The 24,298-nt window shown below is 63.0% G+C and carries 29 protein-coding genes; 18 read left to right on the forward strand and 11 right to left on the reverse strand.

What is annotated here, in order from left to right:
* Positions 1–156: 156 nt before the first annotated feature.
* The 3 genes from AB4Z43_RS13160 to AB4Z43_RS13170 all read left to right on the forward strand — a co-directional run bounded on the left by AB4Z43_RS13160 (position 157) and on the right by AB4Z43_RS13170 (position 3,812).
* Complete coding sequence (locus AB4Z43_RS13160) at positions 157–996, forward strand: ABC transporter substrate-binding protein (RefSeq protein WP_027046697.1); 840 nt, start codon at positions 157–159, stop codon at positions 994–996.
* 96 nt (positions 997–1,092) lie between these two features.
* Positions 1,093–2,634 (forward strand): amino acid ABC transporter permease/ATP-binding protein, encoded by a 1,542-nt coding sequence (locus AB4Z43_RS13165; RefSeq protein WP_027046698.1) that lies wholly within the window; start codon positions 1,093–1,095, stop codon positions 2,632–2,634.
* A 56-nt stretch (positions 2,635–2,690) separates the two neighbouring features.
* Complete coding sequence (locus AB4Z43_RS13170) at positions 2,691–3,812, forward strand: NAD(P)/FAD-dependent oxidoreductase (RefSeq protein ID WP_441937825.1); 1,122 nt, start codon at positions 2,691–2,693, stop codon at positions 3,810–3,812.
* A 335-nt stretch (positions 3,813–4,147) separates the two neighbouring features.
* On the opposite strand, the gene AB4Z43_RS13175 is transcribed toward AB4Z43_RS13170, so the two are convergent.
* Complete coding sequence (locus AB4Z43_RS13175; protein WP_441937827.1) at positions 4,148–4,426, reverse strand: hypothetical protein; 279 nt, start codon at positions 4,424–4,426, stop codon at positions 4,148–4,150.
* Between the two features lie 155 nt (positions 4,427–4,581).
* Here AB4Z43_RS13175 and AB4Z43_RS13180 point away from each other — a divergent pair, with 155 nt between their 5' ends.
* A complete protein-coding gene (locus AB4Z43_RS13180) occupies positions 4,582–5,715 on the forward strand; it encodes a metallophosphoesterase (protein WP_441937829.1) in 1,134 nt (377 codons plus the stop codon).
* A gap of 58 nt (positions 5,716–5,773) precedes the next feature.
* Here AB4Z43_RS13180 and AB4Z43_RS13185 read toward each other — a convergent pair whose 3' ends face one another.
* Entirely contained in the window at positions 5,774–5,962 is a 189-nt protein-coding gene (locus AB4Z43_RS13185; RefSeq protein ID WP_019857418.1) for a CsbD family protein, read from the reverse strand.
* 166 nt (positions 5,963–6,128) lie between these two features.
* Between AB4Z43_RS13185 and AB4Z43_RS13190 the strand changes: the two genes are divergently transcribed.
* The 8 genes from AB4Z43_RS13190 (at position 6,129) to AB4Z43_RS13225 (ending at position 10,087) form a co-directional block, all read left to right on the forward strand.
* On the forward strand, positions 6,129–6,797 hold the full coding sequence (locus tag AB4Z43_RS13190; RefSeq protein WP_441937831.1) for a glutathione S-transferase family protein: 669 nt from the start codon (positions 6,129–6,131) through the stop codon (positions 6,795–6,797).
* 45 nt (positions 6,798–6,842) lie between these two features.
* Positions 6,843–7,172 (forward strand): YciI family protein, encoded by a 330-nt coding sequence (locus AB4Z43_RS13195; protein WP_019857420.1) that lies wholly within the window; start codon positions 6,843–6,845, stop codon positions 7,170–7,172.
* A 458-nt stretch (positions 7,173–7,630) separates the two neighbouring features.
* Positions 7,631–7,840 (forward strand): cold-shock protein, encoded by a 210-nt coding sequence (locus AB4Z43_RS13200; RefSeq protein ID WP_010915421.1) that lies wholly within the window; start codon positions 7,631–7,633, stop codon positions 7,838–7,840.
* Positions 7,841–8,184: 344 nt separating this feature from the next.
* The gene (locus tag AB4Z43_RS13205; protein ID WP_027046702.1) at positions 8,185–8,412 is read left to right on the forward strand and encodes a hypothetical protein; all 228 of its coding nucleotides are present in this window, start codon (positions 8,185–8,187) and stop codon (positions 8,410–8,412) included.
* Positions 8,412–8,819, forward strand: a complete 408-nt coding sequence (locus AB4Z43_RS13210; protein WP_010915422.1) for a hypothetical protein — start codon at positions 8,412–8,414, stop codon at positions 8,817–8,819. Before AB4Z43_RS13205 ends, AB4Z43_RS13210 begins: the two co-directional genes overlap by 1 nt.
* 1 nt (position 8,820) lies before the next feature.
* Positions 8,821–8,985 (forward strand): hypothetical protein, encoded by a 165-nt coding sequence (locus AB4Z43_RS13215; protein WP_083246704.1) that lies wholly within the window; start codon positions 8,821–8,823, stop codon positions 8,983–8,985.
* A 4-nt stretch (positions 8,986–8,989) separates the two neighbouring features.
* Positions 8,990–9,370 carry a YkgJ family cysteine cluster protein gene (locus tag AB4Z43_RS13220; protein ID WP_019857423.1) on the forward strand — a complete coding sequence of 127 codons (381 nt, stop codon included), beginning with the start codon at positions 8,990–8,992 and terminating at the stop codon, positions 9,368–9,370.
* Between the two features lie 105 nt (positions 9,371–9,475).
* Positions 9,476–10,087, forward strand: coding sequence for a LysE family translocator (locus tag AB4Z43_RS13225; protein ID WP_019857424.1), 612 nt, complete (start codon positions 9,476–9,478; stop codon positions 10,085–10,087).
* Between the two features lie 14 nt (positions 10,088–10,101).
* Here AB4Z43_RS13225 and AB4Z43_RS13230 read toward each other — a convergent pair whose 3' ends face one another.
* The 3 genes from AB4Z43_RS13230 to AB4Z43_RS13240 are packed head-to-tail and all read right to left on the reverse strand — an operon-like array spanning position 10,102 to position 11,988.
* Positions 10,102–10,485 carry a nuclear transport factor 2 family protein gene (locus tag AB4Z43_RS13230; protein WP_019857425.1) on the reverse strand — a complete coding sequence of 128 codons (384 nt, stop codon included), beginning with the start codon at positions 10,483–10,485 and terminating at the stop codon, positions 10,102–10,104.
* Between the two features lie 15 nt (positions 10,486–10,500).
* A complete protein-coding gene (locus AB4Z43_RS13235) occupies positions 10,501–10,944 on the reverse strand; it encodes an OsmC family protein (RefSeq protein ID WP_441937835.1) in 444 nt (147 codons plus the stop codon).
* Between the two features lie 33 nt (positions 10,945–10,977).
* On the reverse strand, positions 10,978–11,988 hold the full coding sequence (locus AB4Z43_RS13240) for a zinc-dependent alcohol dehydrogenase family protein (protein ID WP_441937837.1): 1,011 nt from the start codon (positions 11,986–11,988) through the stop codon (positions 10,978–10,980).
* A gap of 98 nt (positions 11,989–12,086) precedes the next feature.
* Between AB4Z43_RS13240 and AB4Z43_RS13245 the strand changes: the two genes are divergently transcribed.
* Positions 12,087–12,695, forward strand: a complete 609-nt coding sequence (locus AB4Z43_RS13245; RefSeq protein ID WP_038646023.1) for a TetR/AcrR family transcriptional regulator — start codon at positions 12,087–12,089, stop codon at positions 12,693–12,695.
* A 2-nt stretch (positions 12,696–12,697) separates the two neighbouring features.
* Here the strand turns inward: AB4Z43_RS13245 and AB4Z43_RS13250 are convergent, their stop codons facing one another.
* From AB4Z43_RS13250 to AB4Z43_RS13275, 6 genes are all read right to left on the reverse strand, one after another.
* Positions 12,698–13,138, reverse strand: a complete 441-nt coding sequence (locus AB4Z43_RS13250) for a TadE/TadG family type IV pilus assembly protein (RefSeq protein WP_038646026.1) — start codon at positions 13,136–13,138, stop codon at positions 12,698–12,700.
* On the reverse strand, positions 13,135–13,740 hold the full coding sequence (locus tag AB4Z43_RS13255; RefSeq protein ID WP_245307121.1) for a TadE/TadG family type IV pilus assembly protein: 606 nt from the start codon (positions 13,738–13,740) through the stop codon (positions 13,135–13,137). The genes AB4Z43_RS13250 and AB4Z43_RS13255 overlap by 4 nt, the downstream gene beginning before the upstream one ends.
* Complete coding sequence (locus AB4Z43_RS13260; protein ID WP_441937840.1) at positions 13,737–15,809, reverse strand: pilus assembly protein TadG-related protein; 2,073 nt, start codon at positions 15,807–15,809, stop codon at positions 13,737–13,739. Before AB4Z43_RS13260 ends, AB4Z43_RS13255 begins: the two co-directional genes overlap by 4 nt.
* 353 nt (positions 15,810–16,162) lie before the next feature.
* The gene (gene groL, locus AB4Z43_RS13265; RefSeq protein ID WP_441937842.1) at positions 16,163–17,818 is read right to left on the reverse strand and encodes a chaperonin GroEL; all 1,656 of its coding nucleotides are present in this window, start codon (positions 17,816–17,818) and stop codon (positions 16,163–16,165) included.
* 62 nt (positions 17,819–17,880) lie between these two features.
* Positions 17,881–18,177, reverse strand: a complete 297-nt coding sequence (gene groES, locus AB4Z43_RS13270; RefSeq protein ID WP_010915433.1) for a co-chaperone GroES — start codon at positions 18,175–18,177, stop codon at positions 17,881–17,883.
* A 177-nt stretch (positions 18,178–18,354) separates the two neighbouring features.
* Complete coding sequence (locus AB4Z43_RS13275; protein ID WP_069091871.1) at positions 18,355–18,981, reverse strand: TetR/AcrR family transcriptional regulator; 627 nt, start codon at positions 18,979–18,981, stop codon at positions 18,355–18,357.
* A gap of 124 nt (positions 18,982–19,105) precedes the next feature.
* On the opposite strand from AB4Z43_RS13275, the gene AB4Z43_RS13280 reads away from it, so the two are divergent.
* The 5 genes from AB4Z43_RS13280 to AB4Z43_RS13300 all read left to right on the forward strand — a co-directional run bounded on the left by AB4Z43_RS13280 (position 19,106) and on the right by AB4Z43_RS13300 (position 24,255).
* Positions 19,106–20,293: an MFS transporter gene (locus AB4Z43_RS13280; RefSeq protein WP_441937844.1), complete on the forward strand. Its 1,188-nt coding sequence runs from the start codon at positions 19,106–19,108 to the stop codon at positions 20,291–20,293.
* 12 nt (positions 20,294–20,305) lie between these two features.
* The gene (locus tag AB4Z43_RS13285; RefSeq protein WP_202379281.1) at positions 20,306–21,586 is read left to right on the forward strand and encodes a D-arabinono-1,4-lactone oxidase; all 1,281 of its coding nucleotides are present in this window, start codon (positions 20,306–20,308) and stop codon (positions 21,584–21,586) included.
* On the forward strand, positions 21,583–22,728 hold the full coding sequence (locus AB4Z43_RS13290) for a DSD1 family PLP-dependent enzyme (RefSeq protein WP_019857437.1): 1,146 nt from the start codon (positions 21,583–21,585) through the stop codon (positions 22,726–22,728). The genes AB4Z43_RS13285 and AB4Z43_RS13290 overlap by 4 nt, the downstream gene beginning before the upstream one ends.
* Positions 22,729–22,789: 61 nt before the next feature.
* Positions 22,790–23,740, forward strand: coding sequence for a bifunctional helix-turn-helix transcriptional regulator/GNAT family N-acetyltransferase (locus AB4Z43_RS13295; RefSeq protein WP_027046703.1), 951 nt, complete (start codon positions 22,790–22,792; stop codon positions 23,738–23,740).
* A gap of 245 nt (positions 23,741–23,985) precedes the next feature.
* Entirely contained in the window at positions 23,986–24,255 is a 270-nt protein-coding gene (locus AB4Z43_RS13300; RefSeq protein ID WP_064984859.1) for an antibiotic biosynthesis monooxygenase family protein, read from the forward strand.
* Positions 24,256–24,298 lie beyond the last annotated feature (43 nt).

Consider the following 24,298-nt stretch of genomic DNA (forward strand, 5'->3'; position numbering starts at 1 on the left):
CTCAATCAATAAGAGACCGGTCTCTTTGAAGAAAATTGCGAGCCGGTAGGCGTAACGGGACATCCTGCACATGCAGCGGTCGCGGTGGCGGGCGATGTCAAGCGCGGGCTCGACATAAATACCAACAAGAACAGACCTTCAGAGTGGAGAGAAGACATGAGCAGGACAGGAATTCTTAAGTCGTTGATGTCACCGATCCGGATCGGTGTGGTGGCTCTTTTGGCCATGGGCATCGGCGCCGGATTGGCTTCGGGAGCCGCCGCGGATGACAATCCCTATGGTCTTATTGATGCGAAAGTCATTTCCGTTGGGACGATGGGCGATGCCAAACCCTACGCTTTCACCCAGGCGGATGGCACGTTCACCGGCTTCGACATCGAATTGTTCCGCAACGTCGCCAGCCGCCTTGGATTCAAGCCGGACCAGGTGATCTTCACCGGTCAGGAATTCTCGGCGCTGATGCCTTCGGTTGCGAACGGACGCTTCGACGTCGCGGTCGCGGCGATCGGCACGACGGAAGCGCGCAAGAAGACCGTCGATTTTTCAGACGGGTATCTTGCGGGCTATCTTTCTGTGCTTACCTCGGACAAGGCGATCACGTCGGCCGACGGGCTCAAGGGCAAGCGCCTCGGCGTCGTGCAGGGGACGCTCCAGGAAATCTACGCGGCGAAGAACTTTGTCGGAACCGATCTTGTCAAATTCCCCGACAACAACTCCGCCGTTTCAGCACTCAACAATGGAACCGTCGACGCGCATTTCCTCGATTATGAGGCCGCCAAGCAGTATGGCGAGCGCTATCCCGGCCTGAAGATCGCAATCAACATCCCGTCCTTCGATGCCCCGGCCGGCTTCGTGGTGCGCAAGGGCAATGACAAGTTCCGTGGCGCCTTGAACACCGCCCTTCACGCGGCCATGCAGGACGGAACCTGGAAGACGCTCTACGAGAAGTGGTTCCCCGGTTCGCCGATGCCTGACCAGTATCTCCCCAAGAAGTAACCGCACCCGGCCGCCGGCACAAAAGTCGGCGGCCGGACCTTACGCCGCCGTGCTTGATGGCGGACGATGCGGACAGCGCAAACGAAAGGCGGGCGAATGGACTGGCTTGAAAACTTGCGGCGCAGTTTCCTCGACTGGCAGGCCATGGCGGACGTGCTGCCCAGCATGATCACCATCGGATTGAAGAACACCTTGATCCTTGCGGCCGCGTCCACGGTGCTGGGTGTCATTCTTGGCATGATCCTGGCAGTCATGGGCATCTCGCAATCGCGTTGGCTGCGCATTCCCGCCCGGGTCTACACGGATATTTTCCGTGGCCTTCCGGCGATCGTCACGATTCTGCTGATAGGCCAGGGCTTTGCCCGCATCGGCCGTGAAATCTTTGGCCCTTCGCCCTATCCGCTTGGCATTCTCGCCCTCAGCCTGATCGCCGGCGCCTATATCGGCGAAATCTTCCGCTCGGGCATCCAGAGCGTCGAGCGCGGGCAGATGGAGGCCTGCCGGGCGCTCAGCATGAGCTACGGCCAAGGCATGCGCCTGATCGTGATACCGCAAGGCATCCGCCGCGTCTTGCCGGCCCTGGTCAACCAGTTCATCGGCAACGTCAAGGATTCGAGCCTTGTCTACTTTCTCGGTCTGCTCGCGTCGGAGCGCGAGATTTTCCGCGTCGGTCAGGACCAGGCGGTGGTCACCGGAAACCTCTCTCCATTGCTTCTGGCCGGTGTTTTCTATCTCGTCATCACCGTGCCGCTGACCCATGTGGTCAATTACATCGACAATTCGCTGCGCGTCGGAAAGCAAAAGGCCGGCCTCGTCACCAGCGGCCTCGCCGAAGTGAGCGAACTGGAGAGCGCCATCAGCCGCCCGCGCTCCGAGGCCGGCCCTGAAGGCAACGCTGCGCTTCCCCGCTTCAAGGGCGGCAGTCTCACCATCACCGGTCTCGACATGGCCTATGGCAATCTCGATGTCCTCAAGGGGGTCAGCCTGAAGGTCAAACCGGGGACGGTCACCTGTGTCATCGGCCCCTCAGGGTCGGGCAAGTCGACCCTGCTGCGCTGCCTCAATCGCCTGGTCGAACCCAAAGGCGGGGACGTGCTGCTTGACGGCGCGAGCATACTGGCAATGAAGCCTGAAAAACTGCGCCGGCGTGTCGGCATGGTTTTCCAGCATTTCAATCTGTTTCCCGATCACACGGCCTTGGAAAACGTCATGCTGTCGCTGACCAAGATCAAGGGCATTCCGGTGCAGGAGGCCGAGCGCATCGCCGAGGCGCGCCTGGCTGATGTTGGCCTTGCCGCCCGCAAACACCATCGTCCCGGCGGTCTTTCCGGCGGACAGCAGCAGCGTGTGGCAATCGCCCGTGCGCTGGCAATGGACCCGGAGGTCATCCTGTTTGACGAGGTGACGAGCGCTCTCGATCCCGAACTGGTGAAGGGCGTTCTCAACCTGATGGCGGACCTCGGCCGGCGCGGCATGACAATGGTCGTGGTGACGCATGAAATGGGCTTTGCCCGCAAAGTCGCTGATCAGGTCGCCTTCATGGATGAAGGCCGCGTCATCGAGGTCGGCACGCCTGCCGCGATCTTTGACACGCCGAAAAGTACGCGTCTGAAGCACTTCCTTGCCGAAGTGCTTTGATCGCGCATGAGCCCCGAGACGGCTCCAATCCAACCTCACCAGTGAAAGAATATCCCATGGCTACACCACGTTCGGTCTCAAAGGTCGTTGTTGTCGGGGGCGGCATTTTCGGCGTCTCCTCGGCCGTTCATCTTGCAAGGCTCGGCATCCAAACCGTCCTGGTCAATGATGGACCGCTCGCCAAGGGAGCCTCCGGCCGTTCGCTCGCCTGGCTCAATTCCGCGCGCAAGCGATCGGCTGAATATCATCGCCTGCGCATGATCGGTATCGACCGCTACCGGACGCTGTCGGCGAGATACCCGGATGCCGCCTGGCTGCGTTTCGACGGTGGCCTGACATGGGACGCGGATGACGCCTCGAACGAGATCGACGATGTCTTCGCCCACGAAAAAGACCTCGGCTATGACGCGCAACATCTGTCCGCGGACGCCATAGCCTCGGTCACGCCAGGTGTCGCAGCAAGCGCCGTCACACCTCAAGGCGCGATCTTCAATCCCGGCGAGGGCTGGGTCGACCTGCCGTCGCTGATCGAGATATTGATTGCGGAGTTCGTGGAGCGTGGCGGGCAACTGGTCACCGATGCCGGAAGCGCAGCGGTCACGGTCGTCGACGGTCGTGCCACCGGCGTCACTACGACAAGCGGCGTCAGCCTTGCTGCCGACTCGGTACTCCTGGCGACCGGCGGCGATGTGCCGCGAATGGTTGCGGACTCCCGCCAGTATATCGCCGATGGGACGCCGATCGCGCTGCTCGTCAGGACCAAGCCGGTCGACTTGCCCCTTCGGGCCGTGCTCAACACGCCGCGCGTCGCCATCCGGCCGACGCCGGACGGAGCCCTCGCGCTCGATTCCGCCTGGTCTGAAGAAGAGGTGGTGGTCAATTTGGACGGCACCTATAGCGTAAAGACTTCGACCATCCAGGGGCTTCTCAACGAAGCCTCGAAGGTTATCGAGGGACATCCGAAGTTGGAATTGCAAAGCTACGGTGTCGGACCCAAGCCGATCCCCGGAGACGGCGAGCCGGTCTTTGGCCAGTTGAAGGATATCCAGGGATATTATGTTGCCTTCAGCCACAGCGGCGCAACGCTTGGCCTGATCGCGGGCGAGCTGCTTGCCGGCGAGATCGCCAGCGGCATTGAGCATCCGCTGCTTGCGAACTTCCGTCCAAGCCGCTTTTGATCAGACCAGTCCAAAGGCTTCTTTCGCGCCATGGACCCTCTACTCGGCCAGCGGCTTGATCGTCTCGTAGCCGTTGACCGATTCCGCGCTGGTGCCTTCATCATAGCGCCGGGCAAGGGACGCCTGCAGATCGGGCGCATAGAGCGCGGTGAACGTATCGAGCGTCTCGCCGGCTCCGTTCTTGAAGGTCTCCTTGACAGCCAGAACGTTGTATTTGCAGCCGCCCAGGCCGAAGGTTTCCTTGCCCTTGACGACCAGGGTCAGCGTCTTGGTGGCCTTCGGCTGCTTGTCCGGCGACAGCTCGACGAACTCGATCGTGCTCTTGGTTCCCGCCTTCAGCGGAAACAGTTTTCGCAGGTCGGAAAAAACGGGATCATTGCCAGCCGGCCGGTGTCGCTGTCGCGAAAAACCTCGATCAGGCCAGCGAACAGGAACTGCTTTTGCGGTGACTGCGACTCATAGGTGTTGGCGACGGAGATCATCCCGCCGGCGACGGGCCGAAACTCGCTTTGAATGCCTGGCCGCGCCAGGGTGAACCCGTTTTTCGCGGACTTCGCATCGACGCATGGACCGGCAAATGCAACACCTGCCGGCAGCAGAACCGCCAATGCCATGCCGAAAAGCGCGCTCTTCATGACGCTCCCCAGTCTCTTGCAAATACAAGTGCAGGTAGAAGTTGGCAGACGTTCATGGCGATGTCGATGGTCAAGGCAGTGCCGGTATTGCCGAAACTGGACGGACGGACGTCGCTTGTGCTGAAATTCCACCGATGATGAATCACCAGGGGCCACAATTGCTGTCACGTCGCAGCTTTCTGATGCAGGCCGCGGGTCTTGCCGCGGCCGGCGCGCTTTCACGCCCGGCGTTCGGCCAGACCGGGCAGCGCATCCAGCCCATCGACGCCACCTTCCTGTTCATCGCCGATGTCCATGCCTGCCGCATGGCAAGCGGCCTCAGCCCCAACTGCCAGCAGGAGGGCAAGACCGACGTCGCGCTGCTGCGCAATGTCGCGGCGCTGAACGCCATCAACGACAAGCACTGGCCGGCCGAGATCAACGGCGTCGCCACCGGCTTGCGTTCGGCCGGCAACCGGATCGGCATGCCGCTCGGTCTTGTCGTCGGCGGCGACATCACCGACGATGGCGGTGGCCAGATCACCCAGCCGAGCGAGGGCACGCAACTGCTTCAGTTCAGCCAGCGCTATAGCCAAGGCGTTGGCCCGGATCGCGTCCACATGCCGGTCTATGTCGGGCTCGGCAACCATGATCTCGACCAGAACGGTCCGCCGCACCATGTCGACTGGTACCGGCGTGAATTGCGCGACTATGTCGAGGTCAACCACCGCCCCGGCGTGTTCTTCAAGCCACCGGTGCCGGCCACCAGCTACGATGTCGACACTGACTGCTATTCATGGGACTGGGGCGGCCTGCACCTCGTCCAGACGCATCGTTTCACCGGCGACACCGGTCACGGCGCCGACTCGAGCCTGCCTTGGCTCAAGCAGGATCTGGCGACCTATGCGGCGGATGGCCGCCCCGTCATCCTGTTCCAGCACTACGGCTGGGACACGTTTTCGACGGAGCGATGGGATCCCGCCAAGCGCACCTACGACGAAAAGGGCGCCGGTGCGCCGCACTGGTGGGGCGAGGCCGACAGGCAGGCGCTGCTGGCGGTGCTGAAGGGCTACAATGTCGTCGGCATTTTCCACGGCCACCAGCATGACACACCGCTGATCTACCGCCGTGACGGGCTCGACCTGTTCAAGCCGAAGGCCGCTTATATGGGAGGGTTCGCCGTGGCCCGGGTGACCAGCGATGGCATGGACGTGGCGCTGGGCGAGGCGACCGACGACCAAGGCGGGGTCAACTTCACCAACGCCTTCAGCAAGGGCTGGAGCACGTGAAAAAGGCGGCCCTTGGCGGCCGCCTTTCCGAAAGGCCACGACATGTCTCGATGCGGGATCAGAACGCCTTCTTGACCTTGTCCTTCACGTCGCCATAGGCCTTCTGCACCTTGCCGGCGACCTTGTCGGCCATGCCCTCGGCTTGGGTCCGCCTGTTGCCGGTCGCCTTGCCGGCAGCCTGTTTGACCGACCCCTTGACCTGCTTGGCCAGACCGGCGACCTGATCCTTGTTCACCATGTTCCGCATCTCCCGGGAGTTTGAATTCGGGGCAATTCGTCCGCCGGGAACAAACGGACCGGTGTCGGTTAAGTTCCAGGTGTGGTCGTGGAACAAGATGGCTGCGCGGACCCGCTTCCGGTGGCAAGGCTGGCAGGATAGGTTGCGCGGACGCACCGCGCGCATGGGGAGAAAAATGGCGGAATTCACGCTCTACATAGGCAACAAATGCTTCTCCTCGTGGTCGCTGCGGCCATGGGTGGCGATGAGGCATTTGGAGATCCCGTTCGAGGAAGGTTTTGTGCGGCTGCGCACGCCCGAGACCTTTGCCAATCTGGCGAAAGTGTCGCCGACCGGTCAGGTGCCCGTCCTGAATCACAAGCCGTTGCAGGGAGGAGGCAGGATCATCTGGGAAACCCTTGCCATCCTTGAATATCTCGCTGACTTGTTTCCCGAGAAAAAGCTCTGGCCGACCGATATCGGCGCCCGTGCCCTGGCGCGCGCGGCGGCAACCGAGATGCATTCCGGTTTTCGCGAGGTGCGCTATGGCTGGCCGATGAATTTGCGGCGGCCGAAGGGGCACAAGCCGCTCGACGCCGAAGGGGAGGTGCAGCGGGCACGCATCGAGGCGCTGTGGCGTGAGTGCCGCGAGAAATACGGCAAGGGCGGTCCATTCCTGTTTGGCCACTTCACCGCGGCCGATGCCATGTACGCGCCGGTCGTCACCCGCTTCGACACCTATGGCGGCGAACTCGCGCCCGACACCAAGGCCTATGTCGACGCCGTGCTGGCAATGCCGGCGATGCGGCACTGGTATGCAGAGGCGGCGGAGGAGCCATGGCCGGAGCCGGGGCCGGACGAATAGACCGAACAAAGGTCGGCAATAAGATTTCGCTCTGGAGGAGGATCGATGGCCAGCAACGAAGCACCACGTGAAGCCGCGACGACAAGGATCTTCCATTGCCGGCTGATCCCACCGCGGCCAGACTTCGCCTTCACCATGACGGACGAGGAGAGGGAGCTGATGAGCCGGCATGCCGACTATTTGCGCGCCAAGCTGTGCGAGGGCACCATGATCTTGGCTGGCCCGGTCGCCGATCCGGCCGGCCCTTGGGGCCTGCTGATCCTGCGTGCCGGCAGCGAGGCCGAGGCAAAGGCGGTGACCGATGGCGATCCAGTGGCAAGGTCAGGCCGCGGCTTCCGCTACGAGATTCTGCCGATGATCAGCACGATTATGTAGGCAACACCGCGAGCTAACGGCCCGGCTCCGGCCATAGCGCCTCGAGCATCTCAGGCACAAATAAGAACGCCCCTCGCACCGGTTATTGTGCGGGAGGCGTCCTTTTGTCAGCATCCCTGAGCTTGCTCTCTGAAATTGCTGACCCAAAGAAATGCGCTGGCGTGGGATTGGTTCCAGGGTTGTGTGGTTTTTTGCGGGAGGCTGGTCTTTCTGCCGTTCATCAGTTGAGGCTCTATTCGCGTGACAACCTGAAATTGAATCTGGGCTTTTGGAAAACCAGAAATTGACTCGGCGGCAAAAGCAGTCTAGAAGAACTATGTCGATATTTGTTTGACTGACTTTTGTTATCCGCGCACGCATGCGCGCCTTTGACGAACTTCCCCATCAAAAATCGAGACAAAAATCGCTGTGCAGTCGCACCGCGATTACCGAATATTTGCCATGGAAAGGGTTCGTTTATGAGCACCGGCACAGTTAAATGGTTCAACGCCACCAAAGGTTTTGGTTTTATTCAGCCTGACGACGGCTCGGCCGACGTTTTCGTCCACATCTCGGCCGTAGAGCGCGCCGGCATGCGCGACATCGTCGAGGGCCAGAAGCTCGGTTACGAGATGGTCCGCGACAACAAGTCGGGCAAGATGTCCGCCGACCAGTTGAAGGCGGCCTGAAGAACGAATTCAGCCCTCCCGGTGACCACGGATGTACTGGCACTGGTGAAGGGCGAATTCTGGCGCGTGGTCTTGGAAACCTGAGTTTCCAAGACACATCATGCGCATGAGGGGTTTGCCTTGTGCATCCAAAAAGGGTGCGCGGCGCTCCAGGGAAGGTCAGGCGGTGCCTGGCCTTTTTCATTTTACGCTTGCTGCCACCGAAAATGCGCTGCGCATCGGGCCGAACGTGCTAAGGGACGCCTTAGCAATTTTGAACCCGATGCCGTGTTGCTTTGTGCGTGGTCCCGACCGAAGACCCGGTCTCGCCCTATCGGCACCAGGCTCCTGACAGGAGAAAGATTTTGACCGCCCATTCGAAGACCGCCGCCGATCCGGCGGTGTCGCTGTTCAGCAAGACGCAAACCCAGTCGATGTCGCTCAATCGCATCCTATCCGAGCGGGATGCCGTCAGCGAGGCGCGGGAAGCCAAGACCGCCCGCTTGCGCGAGCTGCGCCTGGAAAAGGAAGCGGAAGAGATGGCGGCAGCCGCTGCACTCGCGGCGCAGCCGAAACGAGCCGGAAAACGCTGATGGCCACCAAGCGCGTACCGCCAACGCCGATCGCGGCCGATGCGACCATCGCCGACATGGTCGAAACCCTGGACAAGCCGGTCGAATATGTTCGCCGTGTGCTGGAGAAGCTCGAACGCTGCAAGCGTGCCCATGGCGATGCCCAGGTGCGCGTCGGCGTGCGCGGCCGCGCCGAGGCCCCGAACTACCTGATCGAATACGTTCGCGAGGACAAGAAGACCCTGGAGCGGGTCACCTATCAGGATGCCGCCTATAGCGGCAGCACGCATCGCGAACTGGCGCCGCATCACATCGCGGAAGCCAGGAACTGGTCGCCCGAGGAAATGAACATCACGGCGGTTTCGGCGCTGATCGGCCGCTTGCGCAATCCGCGCGCCCCATCATCGCGTTTCGCCGACGAGGACTGACATGGCCATCAAATTCTCCGCCAAGGACCAGCCGGTAGCACCGGCTCCCGCAACAAAGCCGGCCAAGCCGGCGGCCGCGAAAGCCAGCGAAGCCGCCGACCCCGCGACCGATCTGTTCAAGTCACCGGTCGAATCGCCGGCGCGCAAGACAGGCAAGAAGAAATAGCGCCTTGCCGCGGGACGCCGATCGCAATCCTGCCGCGCCGGGCCTGCTCGCCCTCGTCGCTGCCGCAAGCCTTTCCTCACAACGCGACGCCGCACCGCTCTTCGACTGCCAGAGCTGCGGCGCGTGCTGTTCCTATTCGGCCGAGTGGCCGCGCTTCTCCACCGAGGACGATGCGCAGCTCGACCGCATCCCTGAAAAATATGTAGCCCTCGACCTGTCCGGCATGCGCTGTGAGGGCGTGCGCTGTTCGGCCCTGACCGGCGAAGTCGGCAAGTCGACCGCTTGCGGCATCTATGAAACGCGGCCGGATGTGTGCCGTGCCTGCATGCCTGGCGACGAGGAGTGCCTGATGGCAAGGGCCGCGCACGGGCTGGCGGTGGGGTAGTTCCATCCCCCGCTTTGCGGCGCAAGGAAACGCCAATCACCGCCGCTTGCCTCACCTTGCGCCACCCGATAGCTTCCATGTCGGGCAGGCCATGGAGAAACCATCGTGAGCATCGAGTTTCTGTTGACGTCGCTGATCGTCGTGGCCTCGCCCGGGACCGGCGTTCTCTACACGCTGAGCGCCGGACTTTCGCGCGGTGCGCGGGCTTCGATCATTGCCGCCTTCGGCTGCACGCTTGGCATCATCCCGCACATGGCCGCCGCCATCACCGGCCTTGCGGCGCTGCTGCACACCAGCGCGGTCGCCTTCGAGACGCTGAAATATCTCGGCGTCGCCTATTTGCTCTATATGGCCTGGAACACGCTGAAGGAGAAGGGCGGCCTCAGCGTCGAGGACAATGTCGCGCCGCGCTCGGCCGGCAAGGTGATTGCCACCGGCATCCTCGTCAACGTGCTCAACCCGAAACTGTCGATCTTCTTCTTCGCCTTCCTGCCGCAATTCGTCAGCACCACCGAGCCCAATGCGCTGTCGAAGATGCTGGAGCTCAGCTCCGTCTTCATGCTTTTGACCTTCGTGGTTTTCGTCGGCTACGGCATCTTCGCCGCTTCGATCCGGAGCCATGTCGCCTCGCGGCCAATGGTGCTGACCTGGATGCGGCGAACCTTCGCCGGTGCGTTTGTCATGCTCGGCGCCAAGCTGGCATTGGCTGATCGGTAGCGGCAACCGGCCAACTATCCCTTCACATAGCCCATCGCCTCGACGATGCGTCCGTCCTCTACACGCATCAGATTGACGCCGCGGACGGAGTTGCCGTCGGCCATCCAGTAGCGCCAGCGGATGGTCGCCCGGTCGCCGGCGACAAAGGTCTCCTCGAGGTCGAAGCGCGTGTCCGGCTGGGTGGCGATCGCCGACCACAGCTGGACGCAGGCTTGCCGTCCCGCATGACGGGCGCCATCCGGCGCCGGCGCGGTGTTTTCGATGACGCACTCTTCGGCAATCAGTTCGGGAAGTGCGGACGGGTCGTGCAGCTGAAACACATCGTTGAAGCGCCGTATGATCTCGGCCGTCTGTCCGGAGCGGTCGTCTGGATGGGGGGTGATAATGCTGTCCTTCATCTCGTCCTCCTGATGTTACTGTGCCGTGGTCGCGATGAGCTCGGCCTTGAGCGTGATGGAGGCCACGCCAGCCAGGGCGCGCGAAACAAGGCATGTCGTTTTCGCCCTCTCCGCGAGGTTCTGGAATTCATCCGGAGCAAGACCCGGAATCTCGGCTTGCGCCTCAAGCTCGATGCGGGTGATCGTCGGTCCCGCGGCGGTTGCGCCGAGATGCACCTTGGCGACGGTGCTGATGCTCGTCGGTATATGCTGGGCTTTGCCCAGTATGGCGCTCAGGGCCATCGAGAAGCAGCCGGCATGCGCCGCGGCGATCAGCTCTTCCGGGTTGGTGCCTGGACCGTTCTCGAAACGCGACGGGAAGGAATAGGCGCCTTCGAAGACGCCGCTGCCGAGCCTCACCCTGCCTGAACCCTCTTTCAGCGTCCCTTGCCACTTCGCCGAGGCTTCGCGAATTGTCATTGCCGTTCTCCTTAGGTTTGAGACATTGACGGGTCAGGCGCCGTCGACGACCACCTTCCCGAAGACGTCGCCCTGCTGGAAATAGCGATAGGCATCGCGGGCCTCTGTGAAGGCAAAGACCTTGTCGATGACGGGCCACAGGCGGTGCTGCGAAACAGCGCGCAGCATGGCTTCGAGATTGCTCCGGTTGCCGACGAAGAGGCGGCTGATGGTGGCGAGGCTGCGCTGGTAGAGTGCCGCCGGGATTTGGATCGATCCGCCTTTCGCATCCTGCAGCGTGAGCAGCACGATGTGTCCGTAAAGCGTGCTGGCGATCAGCGACTGCGCGAAGGTCGCCGGGCCACCGGTCTCGACGACGAGATCGATGCCGCCGGTCTGGTCACGGACTGCCCCGCCCCATTCGGCCATATCCGACGTCGAGATCACAAGGTCGGCGCCCAGCGCCCGTAGCCTGTCGGCTTTCTCTGCGCGCGAGGTGACGGCGGCGACGCGGCAGCCGAGCAGCTTGGCGAACTGCAGTGCAAACAGCGAGACGCCGCCCGAACCGATGACCAGAACCCATTGGCCTGGCTTTGGAATTCCGGCACTCGTCACCGCGTTCCAGGCGGTCACGCCGGCGCAGCTCAGCGTAGCCGCCTCATGCCAGTCGAGATGATCGGGCAGGCGCGCCGCCCATTGTTCGTCGAGAACCGCGTATTCCGCCAACATGCCGTCCAGCGTGCAGCCGAGCTGGTCGATGAGACCGGCGTTGATGTGGCCGTCGATCCAGCGGGCGAAATAGCTGCCGGTGACACGGTCACCGACGGCGAAGCGGGTGACGGCATCGCCGATGGCGACAACGTCACCAGCCCCGTCGCTCAGGGGGACGATGCCCTGGCGCGGCGTAAGCGGATAGGTGCCGTTGAGGATCATCGTGTCGCGGCGGTTCAGCGATGCGGCACGGACGCGCACCACGATTTCATGCGGTTTCGGCCGAGGCTCTGGCTCGTCGCGCATCATCAGGCATTCGGTTCCGCCCGCCCCGTCAAGACGATAGCTGCGCATGGTGTTGCCTCCAATATGTAGACTGATCTACATATTATGTAGACCGATTGTCATATTCGACGCAAGGCCTATAATGATCGCTGCTGACAGAGGTTGACATGGCGAACGACACCCGCACCCGCATACTCGACACGACCGCGCTGCTGCTGCGGCAGCGCGGCTATCACGGCACCTCGCTCAACGACATATTGAGCGCCAGCGGCGCGCCGCGTGGTTCGCTCTACTTCCATTTTCCGGGCGGCAAGGACCAGCTGGTGATCGAGGTGACGCGCGACAGTGTTGCCGGGGTGACGGCGAGGCTGGGGGAAGCGCTGGCGGCCGAAAGGGATCCGGCGGTGGCGGTCCATCATATCTACCAGGCGGTGGGGCGCATGCTGGAAGACAACCAGTTTTCGCTCGGCTGTCCGATCGCGCCTGTCGTGCTGGACTCACCGACCGACGTGCCGGAGCTGGCGGATTTGTGCCGCGCGGCCTTCGAGCAGTGGATAGGCCTGTTGCGTGAGGCCTTCGTCAGGGCCGGAGTGCCCCAACGCCGCGCCCACGCTCTGGCGCTGCTGGTTGAATCGTCGCTGGAAGGGCTGATGGTGATCGCCCGCGCCACCCGAGACCGCGCCCCGCTACAGGCGGTGGCGGACGAGGTCGCGGCGCTGATCGAAGCCGCGGTGCTTGCCGGCGAGGCACGGCAGCGCGCGGAGGCCGCTGTCTGAAGTCAAGCCCCCTGGTTCGGGAAGCAGGCGCTGGCGCTGAGGTTCGGGCCGTTCGCCAGCGACGTCAGGAAGCCCGGTAGCACGGTCGTGAAGTTGTAGGAAACCTGGACGCTCGAAAAGCCGGACAGGCCCGAGCAGGTGGTGTTGTTGCTGACGGCGATGTTGGCGTTGCTGAGCACGATGCCGTCGGTTGCCGCCCTGCTGCTGATATAGCTGATGGCGCTGGCGGCGTTGTAGACGCCGTTCTGCGTGCATCCGCTCTGCAGCACGCCGACGCAACGCGCCCCTGCCGCGGCGATCTCATTCAGCACATGCTGGGCCCAGTACATGCGGCCGAACTCGAACGTGCCCATCAGCACCATCAGCAACGGTACAGACAGCAAGGCGAACTCAACGGCGTTGGCACCGGATTTGTCGCGCAGGAAGGATCGGCGACGGCTCATTGCGGTTGCACCACGGCCTTGACGGTGATGTTGCCGTTGCTGACGATGCCGAAGCCGCCGAAAAGCGGCGTATAGGGCTTGCTGGCCGTGATCGTTACGAATTTCCCGGCAATGCCGCCGCCACTGCAGATGCTGCCGCATGCCATCGGGGTGCTCCAGGCCACGGCACCGGAACTGCCTGGGCAATAGCAGAGATCGGCATTGGCGGCCGTGCCGCTCTGGGTGGCCGTGGACGTGGTGGCGTTATAGGCAAGTGCCGCACCGTTGTTGATGACGACCTGAATGCTGCCGCCATTGCCGCTCAGGCCGCTGGTGACCACCGTCGCAATGTTGCCGGCCAGCGCGCCGCCGCCGGTGGAATTGACCTTGTCGCCATTGAGCAGCGCATAGTTCGAACCAGCCGAAAGCGCCGAGCTCAGTTCGAATTTGGCCTTCAATGAGCCGCCTATGTCGACGGTTCCGGCCAGGATGACCAGCAGCACGGGGCTGACCAAAGCGAACTCGACCGCCGACACGCCGGCGTTCTGGCGCCGCAGGAAGTCAGTGAACGCGAAGCGCCAGCTGGCCAACAAGCCGGGGTCGGGGTGTGACTGCTGTCTCATTGCACGAGGCTCACCTTGCTGCTGCCACCGGCACTCGAGGCGGCAATGCATTCCGATGCAGCCGTAGTGCCGCCCGACAGCGTGATGCGTGAGCCGATCATCTGCAGACACTTGCTCGGGTCGGTGTTCGACCCCAGCACGCTCGATCCGCCATTCATGATGATCGGGCCGTAGGGAAAATAGAATGCGCCCGATATCTGGGCGTTGGAGCCGCCTTCGGCGAAGGTCGCGCCGCCGGTGTTGGAACTGCCGGTGGGGCCGATCACCGCCAGCTTCGCCGTCGCTCCCGACTGGGGTGCGGTGAGCACGATGTTGCTGTAGCCGGCGGCCACGCAGAAGACATAGCCGTTGCAACTTCCCGAACTGGATTTGGCCTTGCCCGACAGGACAAGCGTCACATTGGCGCCGCTGACGCTGATCGTGCTGCCGTTGCAGTTGGCGCTGCCGCCGCCATTGCCGCCCAGTGCGAAATAGCCATCCACGGTGTAGACACCGGCGCCGAGCAGGATGGCGCCCGAGCCGATGAAGTTGCCGGCGATGTCATGCTGCGCCGCGGCCGGCACCACAAAGCAACTGCCGCCGCCGCCGCCATTCACATTGCCGACGACCTGGAAAACGCTGCTGGCGCCAGTCGCATCGGCCATGATCGTTGTCGAACCGCCGCCGAGCGTGATCGCGTCGCCATTGCTGCCTGGCCCGATCTTGTAGGAATTGGTCGTGCCCGAGCCGAAGGTGAGCGTTCCGGTGTTGGTATAGCCGCCGGGGAGCTCGAAGGTGCTCGGTCCGCCGAAGGTCAAGGTGGAGGTGTTGCAGATGCTGACCTGCCCCGAGCCATTGCAGGTGTTGTCGCTGCGGCCGATCTTGAAGGTGCCGGCGCCGAATGTCGTGGTGGCACCGCCGCCGGTTGTCAGCCCCTTCGCGAAGTTGAAACTGCCGGCGCCGAAGGTGGTTGTTCCGCCTGTTGTCACCTGCTTGCCGAAATTGTAGGTGCCGGTCCCGAACGTGGTGGTTCCGGCCGTGGTGAGGGTCTTGGCGAAGTTGTAGGTGCCTGGCCCGAAATTGGTGGTGGCGCTGGTCGTGAGATCGCCGGCGATATTGTAAACCGTCGTTGCCGCGCCGCTTGTGGCGAAGTTGAGGTTGATGCCGCCGCCGATGGTGATGGTGCCCAGGTTGACCGTGGTCTTGCTGCCGCAGTTCAGCGTCCATGTCGACGACGACGATGCCCAACTGGCGGTGCAGCCGAGCGCGTTCGCCTGGCCTTGGGTCGGGCCTGTGTTCCAGCCGAAGTCGATGTTGTTGCCGTTGGGAGTGGTGGGCGCTGTTGGCGCGGCCGTCGTCGAAAGCGCGGCAAGCGTTGCAATACGGGCCACGGCGGCCGTGACCGCGGCATTGCCGGCGAGCGGGTCGGGGGTGGATTTCTTGGTGATCACCGCGGTCGCCCCGCCTGGGCCGGTGATGCCGCTGCACGGCTGGCTCGGTGCGGCGGCGGAATTGTAGTTGACGCCGAGCGCCGAAATGCTGGTGCCGCAGGGGACGGTCACCGTGTTGTTGGAAGAGACGGTACACTTCTGCGCCGAGATCGAAGTGCCGCCGCTCAGCGTCAGACCGGTCTGTGTGCCGTCGAGCGCGAGCATGCATCCGGGCGTTTGCGGCTGCGCGCCAAGCTCGGCCACCGAATTGGCATAGATCTGCAACTGCTGGCGATCGTTGAGAACGCGTGCCAGGAACAGCGTCCTGTAGGTGTTGATCGACACCGAAACGGCGTTGACACCGGTCGTCTTCGGGGAGGCGACCAGGTTGACCTGTACATTGGCGGCAGGAACGCCGTTGAGCACTGCGACGCCGACGGCGGTGGCCGTCATCTGCGAGGTGGACTTGTTCACGTTATAGGCGAGGGCGCCCGCATAGGCCGACAGGTCGGCGACTCGCTGATTATCGGCCCGCTCGACGAGTGCTGCGCCATATTCGGTCACCAGGGCGGCCATGCCGATCAGGACCGGCATCACCAGTGCCGAGATGATCAGCACGTTGCCGTCGCGGTTCCGCAAAAATCGCCGGAAAATTTGCATCGATGGGCACCCGACACGCCACACTCAGGAGCAACCTCGCCGTGCTCCCGCCCTTTAGTAATCGCGAATGTGTTAAAGAATATTGTCTGACAAATTTACCTAGCGCCGTCAAAGCGTAGTTAAGCCTTTGATTTTGCTGGAAAATTGCTCGAGAATGAGAGGTTGCGCCGTCTAGCGGTGCGGACCTCGATGGTCGCTATCGTTGCAGGAAGCAATGAAAAAAGGGCGGCATCGCTGCCGCCCTTTCCGTATGCATAATAAGCCAGGTGGCCTGGATTAGAAATCCATGCCGCCACTCAAGCCCGCTTGCGGGCTTGAGCAATGTTAGTTCATGGGCGTGCTTTATGGGCTTCTTAGAAATCCATGCCGCCCATGCCGCCCATGCCGCCGCCGCCCATGCCGCCAGGCATGCCGCCGCCAGCCGACTCCTTCTTCGGAGCCTCCGCGATCATGGCTTCGGTGGTGACGAGCAGGCCGGCGACCGAGGCCGCGTCCTGGAGAGCCGTGCGCACGACCTTGACCGGATCGACGATACCCATGGCGATCATGTCGCCATATTCGCCGGTCTGGGCGTTGTAGCCGAAGGTCGCGCCCTTGTTCTCAAGGATCTTGCCGGCAACGATCGATGCTTCCGCACCGGCGTTCGAGGCGATCTGGCGAGCCGGAGCCTGCAGAGCGCGACGCACGATGTTGATGCCAGCAGCCTGGTCGGCATTGGCGCCGGCAGCCTTGATGTTGGCCGAAGCGCGCAGCAGGGCCACGCCACCGCCGGCAACAATGCCTTCTTCCACGGCCGCGCGGGTCGCGTTCAGCGCATCGTCAACGCGGTCCTTCTTTTCCTTGACTTCGACTTCCGTCGCGCCGCCGACGCGGATCACCGCAACGCCGCCCGCGAGCTTCGCGAGACGTTCCTGCAGCTTCTCCTTGTCGTAGTCCGAAGTGGTCTCTTCGATCTGCTGCTTGATCTGAGCAACGCGGCCCTGGATCTCGGCCTTCTTGCCGGCGCCGTCGACGATGGTGGTGTTCTCCTTGGAGATCGACACCTTCTTGGCGCGGCCGAGCATGTTGAGGCCGACATTCTCGAGCTTGATGCCGAGGTCTTCCGAGATGACCTGGCCACCGGTAAGGATGGCGATGTCTTCCAGCATGGCCTTGCGGCGATCACCGAAGCCCGGAGCCTTGACGGCGGCGATCTTCAGGCCGCCACGCAGCTTGTTGACGACCAGCGTGGCCAGGGCCTCGCCTTCGACGTCTTCCGAGATGATGAGCAGCGGCTTGGAGGTCTGCACGACGGCTTCGAGAACCGGCAGCATCGCCTGCAGGTTGGAGAGCTTCTTCTCGTGGAGCAGGATGTAGGCGTCCTCGAGATCGGCAACCATCTTGTCGGCGTTGGTGACGAAGTAGGGCGAGAGGTAGCCGCGGTCGAACTGCATGCCTTCGACGACTTCGAGTTCGGTCTCGGCGGTCTTGGCTTCCTCAACCGTGATGACGCCTTCGTTGCCGACCTTCTGCATCGCTTCTGCGATCATCTTGCCGACCGACTCGTCGCCATTGGCGGAGATCGTGCCGACCTGGGCAACTTCCTCGGAGGTCTTGATCTTCTTGGCAGCCTTGCCGAGCGCCGTGACGACTTCGGTGACGGCGAGGTCGATGCCGCGCTTCAGGTCCATCGGGTTCATGCCGGCGGCAACCGCCTTGTGGCCTTCCTGGACGATCGACTGCGCCAGAACGGTCGCGGTCGTGGTGCCGTCGCCGGCGATGTCGTTGGTCTTCGAAGCAACTTCGCGGACCATCTGAGCGCCCATGTTCTCGAACTTGTCCTCAAGCTCGATTTCCTTGGCGACGGTGACGCCGTCCTTGGTGATGCGCGGGGCGCCGAACGACTTGTCGATGACGACGTTGCGGCCCTTGGGGCCGAGCGTGACCTTCACCGCGTCGGCGAGGATGTTGACGCCGCGCAGCATGCGCTCACGGGCATCACGGGAGAATTTTACGTCTTTAGCAGCCATTTTTAGCTCCTGGCAGGGGCTTGGGATAAAGCCCGGAATTCAGTTGACGGTGAGGCCGATGATCAGCCGATGATGCCCATAATGTCGGATTCCTTCATGATCAGAAGGTCTTCGCCATTGAGCTTGACTTCGGTGCCCGACCACTTGCCGAACAGGATGCGGTCGCCAGCCTTGACGTCCAGGGGGACCAGCTTGCCGCTTTCGTCGCGCGCGCCGGAGCCGACGGCGATGATTTCGCCTTCCTGCGGCTTTTCCTTCGCCGTATCCGGGATGATGATCCCGCCGGCGGTCTTGGATTCGGATTCGACCCGGCGAACGACCACGCGGTCATGAAGCGGGCGGAACTTCGACTTTGCCATTTTTTCTTCCTCGAGTGAGAACGGTGAGAAACAGTTCCTCCGTCCGGCGAAGCCGGACGTATAGTTAGCACTCACCAAGGGCGAGTGCTAACGTGGGGCTGAAATAGGCCGCCGTCCTGCGAGAGTCAAGGCGCGCGGCAGCCTCGAAAGGCGGTAATTTTTTCCATGGATTGGGGCTTAGAGAAACAACCGCAACTGCGTGTGGATGATCGACCGGTAATCCTCGACGGTTTGGCGGCTTTCCGCTTCGCCCTGAGCGAGCGCCAGGCGCACCACACCGCCGGCGAGCTGGAAGATCAAGAGAACCATGCGTTCGAACTGTTCATGCTTGCCCGGCTCGATCAAGGCGGTGACATGGTCGCAGAACATCTTGGCCTGATGCCGGGTTTCGGCGATGTCTAGATTCTTGAGCGCCTTGTCGGCCTGGATGGCGTTCTGCAGGTCCTGGATGGCCGGATCTCCGGCGACGCGGCCGAGGTAGTCGTCGAGCAACCGGTCGGCGGCGGCGATGACGTCCTTGGCTTCGCGGACATCGGCGAGGATATCAGTCAATCGCGCACGGCTCACCTCTGAAAATCGCTCATAGAGCATCGCCAGGATCGCCGACTTGTTGGGAAAGTAGTGATAGACTGTGGCGATCGGCCCGCCTGCCAACGCGCCGACTTCCTTCATGGTGACGGCGTCGATGCCCTTCTCGCCGATTAGCCGCATCGTCGTCGACAGGATGGCGTCGATGCGCTCGCGGCTGCGCTCCTGCTTGGGCTTGCGCCTCGGTTCGGTCGCTGTTCGCCTTACTTCCACCATGCACCGGTCTTTCGCACGAATTGCCAAATTCTGGTTGACAAAAAATATGATCAAGTATCAGTTTCTGAAATGCTGACAGATTGTCAGCTTTTTTGCCGCGCGGCAAGGACGTTGGGAGGCGCCTTTGACTTCGACAAATGCCGGGCACACTGGCAATGGCGACTGGCTGGTCGGCAATCCGACCGGCGGACAACTCGCGTCGGCCCTGTGGATCGGCTCGGTCGGTCTGCTCATCCTAGGCCTGCAGCCAGTGCTGCTCGGCGCCCTATACACCGAGGGACATGTCAGCGGCGACGAACTGGCGCTGGTCGCCACCGCCGAGATGATCGCCATCGCCATCGGTTCGGCGATCGTCGCGATGCTGCTGTCGGCCCGCAACATGCGCTGGAAAAGTGCGGTGCTGCTGCTCCTGCTGGCGCTGGCGAATGTCTGGACGGCCTATGCCGCCGGCGCCGATGCGTTGATGGCGGCACGCGCCTTGGCCGGGCTTGCGGAAGGCGGGCTGGTCGCGGTCGCCACCGAATTGATCGCCCGTTCGCGGCGCGCCGAACGCATCGGCGGCTTTTTCGTCACCATGCAGACGCTGGCGCAATGCGCGCTTGCCCTGCTGCTGGCGCTCTATGTCATCCCGGCCGCCGGATCGGCCGGCGGCTTCCTCATTCTCGCGGTCGTCTGCGTCCTGTCGCTCATCGTCGCCTTCGTCGTCCCCGCTGACTACGCCGACCTGCCCAAGGACGAGAACCTGACCAATGTGCTGACGGCTCCCTCGATCACCGCGCTGTTGTGCGTCTTCTGCTATTTCATGTTCTTCGGCGCGGTCTGGGCGTTTCTGGAACCGCTTGGCACCCAATTCGGCATCGATGGCCGCACCGTCGGCCTGATCGTCTCGGCGAGCCTCGCGGCGCAGGTCTCGGGGGCGATGATGGCGACCGCGTTCGAAGCGCGCATCGACTACCGCCTTGCCGTTGCTGCGATCGGTGTGGTCGCGCTGGTCTGCTCGCTGGTTCTCGCCAGCGGACCCGACCTTATCACATTCTGGATGGCCGCCTTGGCCATGGGCTTCATCCTCCTGTTCATCGTGCCCTACCAGATCCGGCTGGCGATCACCGCCGACGAGACGCGCACCGCCGTGCTCTTGGTGCCGGCGGCACAGCTTTTTGGCCTGGCGATCGGGCCGATCGCGGCATCCTTGCTCATCGACGGCAAGGATTTCCGCCCGGTTCCGGAATTCGCCGCCGCCAGCGCCGTTGCCAGTGTCGCCTTGCTCGGCCTGTTCATCCTCGTGTCGCGGCGTCGCCGCGCCGTTGCCTGAGCGGAGGGCAGCATGTCGAACATCTGGAGCAACTGGTCGGGCTTTGTCACCGCTGAACCCCGGCTGATCGCAAGCCCCGCCGATGCGGGCGAACTCGGCGATCTCGTTCGCACCGCGCCCGGCCCAATCCGCGTCGTTGGCGCGGGACATTCCTTCACGCCGCTGGTCAAGTCGCAAGGCACCATCCTGTCCCTGGAGAGGCTGGAGGGGCTGGTCTCGCATGACGCGCAAAGGCATCGGGCACGCGTGAAGGCAGGGACGCGGCTTGGTCCGCTCATGCACATACTGCAGGGCATCGGCCAGGGCCTGCCCAATATGGGCGACATCGACCGCCAGGCGATCGGCGGCGCGCTGGGGACCGCTACCCATGGCTCGGGGCCGACGCTCGGCGCCTATCATACGCAATTGGAGACGGTGCAGATCGTCGACGGGCTTGGCAAGGTTCGCGACGTCACCAGGGCAGGGGATCAGGATATGATCCACGCCATAGGCGTCGCGCTCGGTGCGTTCGGTGTCTTGAGCGAAGTGACGCTGAACAACATCGCGACCTACCGGCTGCGGCGCCGCAAATGGGTGCTGCCGATCGGCGACATGCTGCGCGACTTCGAAAAGATGATGACCGCGCATCGCTCGGCCGAATTCTACTACATTCCGTTCTCTGGCTACGCGCAGTTTATCGCCAGCGACTTCAGCACCGAGGCGACCACCGCGCGCCCGACCGACGATGACGAAGGCTCCTTGCGCACGCTGCGCCGGCTGCGCACCGGGCTTGCCTGGCTGCCGTCACTGCGCCGCCGGCTGATCCTTGGCGCGGTCGCGAAAGTGCCGTCCGAGGATTATGTGCAGGACTGGCTCAACGTCTATGCCAGTGACCGCCAGACCAAGTTCAACGAGATGGAATATCACCTTCCGTTCGAGGAGGGGCCGAAGGCGCTGGCCGAAATCATCGAGCTGACCGAAAAACGCTTCCCCGAAGTCTATTTCCCGATGGAGGTGCGCAGCGTCGCGGCTGATCCGTTCTGGCTATCGCCCTTCTACAACAGGCCGACCTGCTCGATCGCCATCCACCATGACGCCGCGAGCGATCCGCTGCCCTTCATGCAGGCGGCCGAGCCGATCTTCCGCAGATATGGCGGCAGGCCGCATTGGGGCAAGATGCACAGCCTGAAGGCGGCGGACTTCAAGAAGCTCTATCCGCGCTGGGACGACGCCATGGCGGTGCGCCGCGACATCGATCCGCAAAACCGCTTCGTCTCGCCTTACATGGCCGGCCTGTTCGGCATCGAGCCATGAGCGCCTATTTCGCGACGCTTTCGCAGGCGCTGAAGCAAGCCGGCATCTTCCAACCCTGCCTGCTGCTCGACCGCGACCGGCTGGACGGCAACATTGCGCTGGTGGGAGAGAGACTGGCGCCCGGCCTTGCCGTGCGGCTGGTCGACAAGTCGCTCGCTTGCCTGCCGCTGCTTGCGCATATCCGCAAGGCGCTTGGAACCGACCGCTTCATGACTTTCCATCCGCCGATCAGTGAGGCGGTGCTGAAGGCGTTTCCGGACGCGGGTCTCCTGTACGGCAAACCGATGCCAGTCGGGACGGCAAGGGCGGCACTGGTGAAGGGTGGCGCCGACTGGTCACGTGTCTGCTGGCTGATCGACAGTGATGAACGACTGGCGGAATATGGCGCTCTCGCGATCGAACTCGATATCGAGCTCCGCATTGCCTTCGAGATCGATGTCGGACTGCATCGCGGCGGCTTCGCCGAACCGGGGGCCTTGTCGCGGGCGCTGAAGCAGGTGTCGGTCCACAAAAAGCTGCGCTGCGAAGGCGTCATGGCCTATGAGGCGCATGCGCCGCACATTCCCGGCCTGTTCGGCGGGCCGGCCAAGGCGTTGGCGCACGCTTCGGAGCGGGCCTCCGCTTTCGTCGCGCGCCTCGGTCCGGACCAGCGCCGCATCCTGAACATTGGCGGCAGCAAGACCGCGCTGCTTCATCATGGCGTCATGGCCAATGAAGTGTCGATGGGGTCGGCCTTCGTGCTGCCCGGCGATTTCGACACAGCCGGCCTCGACGGCTTCCAGCCGGCCGCCTTCATCGCGACGCCGATCCTGAAAATTGTCGAGCCGATGCTGCCGGGCCCGCCGGCCGTTACCCGCCTGCTGCAGGCACTCGGCCGGTTCCCGCGCAAGGGCTGCTACCTCTATGGCGGCAAGTGGATGGCTGAGCCGGTCTTTCCCGACGGCATGAGGACGAATGGCCTGCTCGGCCTGTCGTCCAACCAGCAATTCATGGGTCTGCCGGCTGACACCACTGTGATGCCCGGCGATTATGCGTTCCTGCGGCCGACGCAGAGCGAGGCCGTGCTGCAGCAATTCGGGCCGATCGCGGTGCTTTCCCAGGGCAGGATCGTCGATCGCTGGCCGGTCTTGCCGATGATGTGATCACATCATATAGTTGACTCCGTCAAGTAAACGATTGATCCTGTGAAGGCAGGAGATGACCATGACGATTCACCATCAGCCCAACAACGAAGCGCCCAACAAGCACCTGATCGATGCGGTGCGGGCTTTCAACCGCTTCTACACCCGCCAGATCGGCCTGCTCGACGAAGGGCTGCTGCAAAGCGCCTTCTCGCTGACCGAGGCGCGTGTGCTTTACGAGCTGGCGCATCGCGACGGTTTGACCGCGACCGACCTGGGGCGCGATCTCGGTCTCGACGCCGGCTATGTCAGCCGTTTGCTGAAGAAGTTCGAACGCGATGACCTCATCTCCAGGTCGACGCTGGTTTCGGATGCCAGGCAATCCTCGATTGCGCTGACGCCGGCGGGCAGGAATGCCTTCGCGCCGCTGAACAAGGGTTCGCATGACCAGGTGGCCGCCTTGCTCGATCGGCTGCCCGCTTCGGAGCAGGACCGGCTGGTGAAGTCGATGCGGACGGTCCAGGCGCTGCTGGACGAAAGCGCCGAGCCGAAAATCCCCTATCTGCTGCGGCCGCTGCAGATCGGTGACATCGGCTGGATCACCCGCCGGCAAGGCCTGCTCTACGCGCAGGATTATGGCTGGGATGAAACCTACGAGGCGCTGGTCGCCGAAATCCTCGCGGCGTTCGTCAAATCCTTCGACCCGAAATGGGAGCGCAGCTGGATCGCCGAGCGCGATGGCGAGGTCGTCGGTTCGGTCTTCGTCGTGCGCAAGTCGCCCGAGGTGGCGAAGCTCAGATTGCTTTATGTCGAGCCTTCGGCACGCGGCCTTGGCATCGGCGCGCGTCTGGTCGATGAGTGCATCGCCTTCGCGCGGGCCAAGGGTTACAAGACGCTGACGCTTTGGACCAACGATATACTGGGCTCGGCGCGCCGCATCTACCAGGCCGCCGGCTTCAAACTGATCGATGAAGAGCGCCACCATTCCTTCGGCAAGGATCTGGTCGGTCAGACCTGGGATCTCGACCTCTAGCGAACGCCGTCCGGCACGACGCGCGGTTGTTGGCGCCTTGCGTCGATGATATGAAACGCGGGTCGAAAAGGACCCTTGAGCGGCACATGGTAAGCCCGCTCCCTTCCACAAGCTGGAAGCTCCGTTCCCATCCAATATGGGAACCCACGGCAAGCCCACGGCGTGCTTTACGCCCGGCTTGGCGTTCGGGGTCTTCGCTGATCGGCGTTCCTTCGTTTGCCAAGCGCCAACGAAGGAGAAGCAAAATGCCCATCATTCGCGTCGACACCGGCGTCATCACCCAGATCAATGTCTTCACCGTGCCTGAAGGCGGACAGCAGGCGCTGATCGACTTGCTGCGGGAGGCGGCAATGGGTTGCCGCGGCATTCCCGGCTGGATGTCCGCCAGCCTACACCGAAGTCTCGACGGCACGCGGGTCGTCAACTACGCCCAGGCGCGGGATCAGGCGGCCATGCAGCGGGTCTTCGAGCATCTGCGTAGCAACGGCTACGAGGTCGCTCTCACCGTGGAGTAGGCGAAGCGGCGGATCGTACCTTGGCCCATGCCAAGGTAAGATC

The organism is Mesorhizobium sp. 2RAF45, assembly GCF_052115225.1.
Classification (GTDB): domain Bacteria; phylum Pseudomonadota; class Alphaproteobacteria; order Rhizobiales; family Rhizobiaceae; genus Mesorhizobium; species Mesorhizobium jarvisii.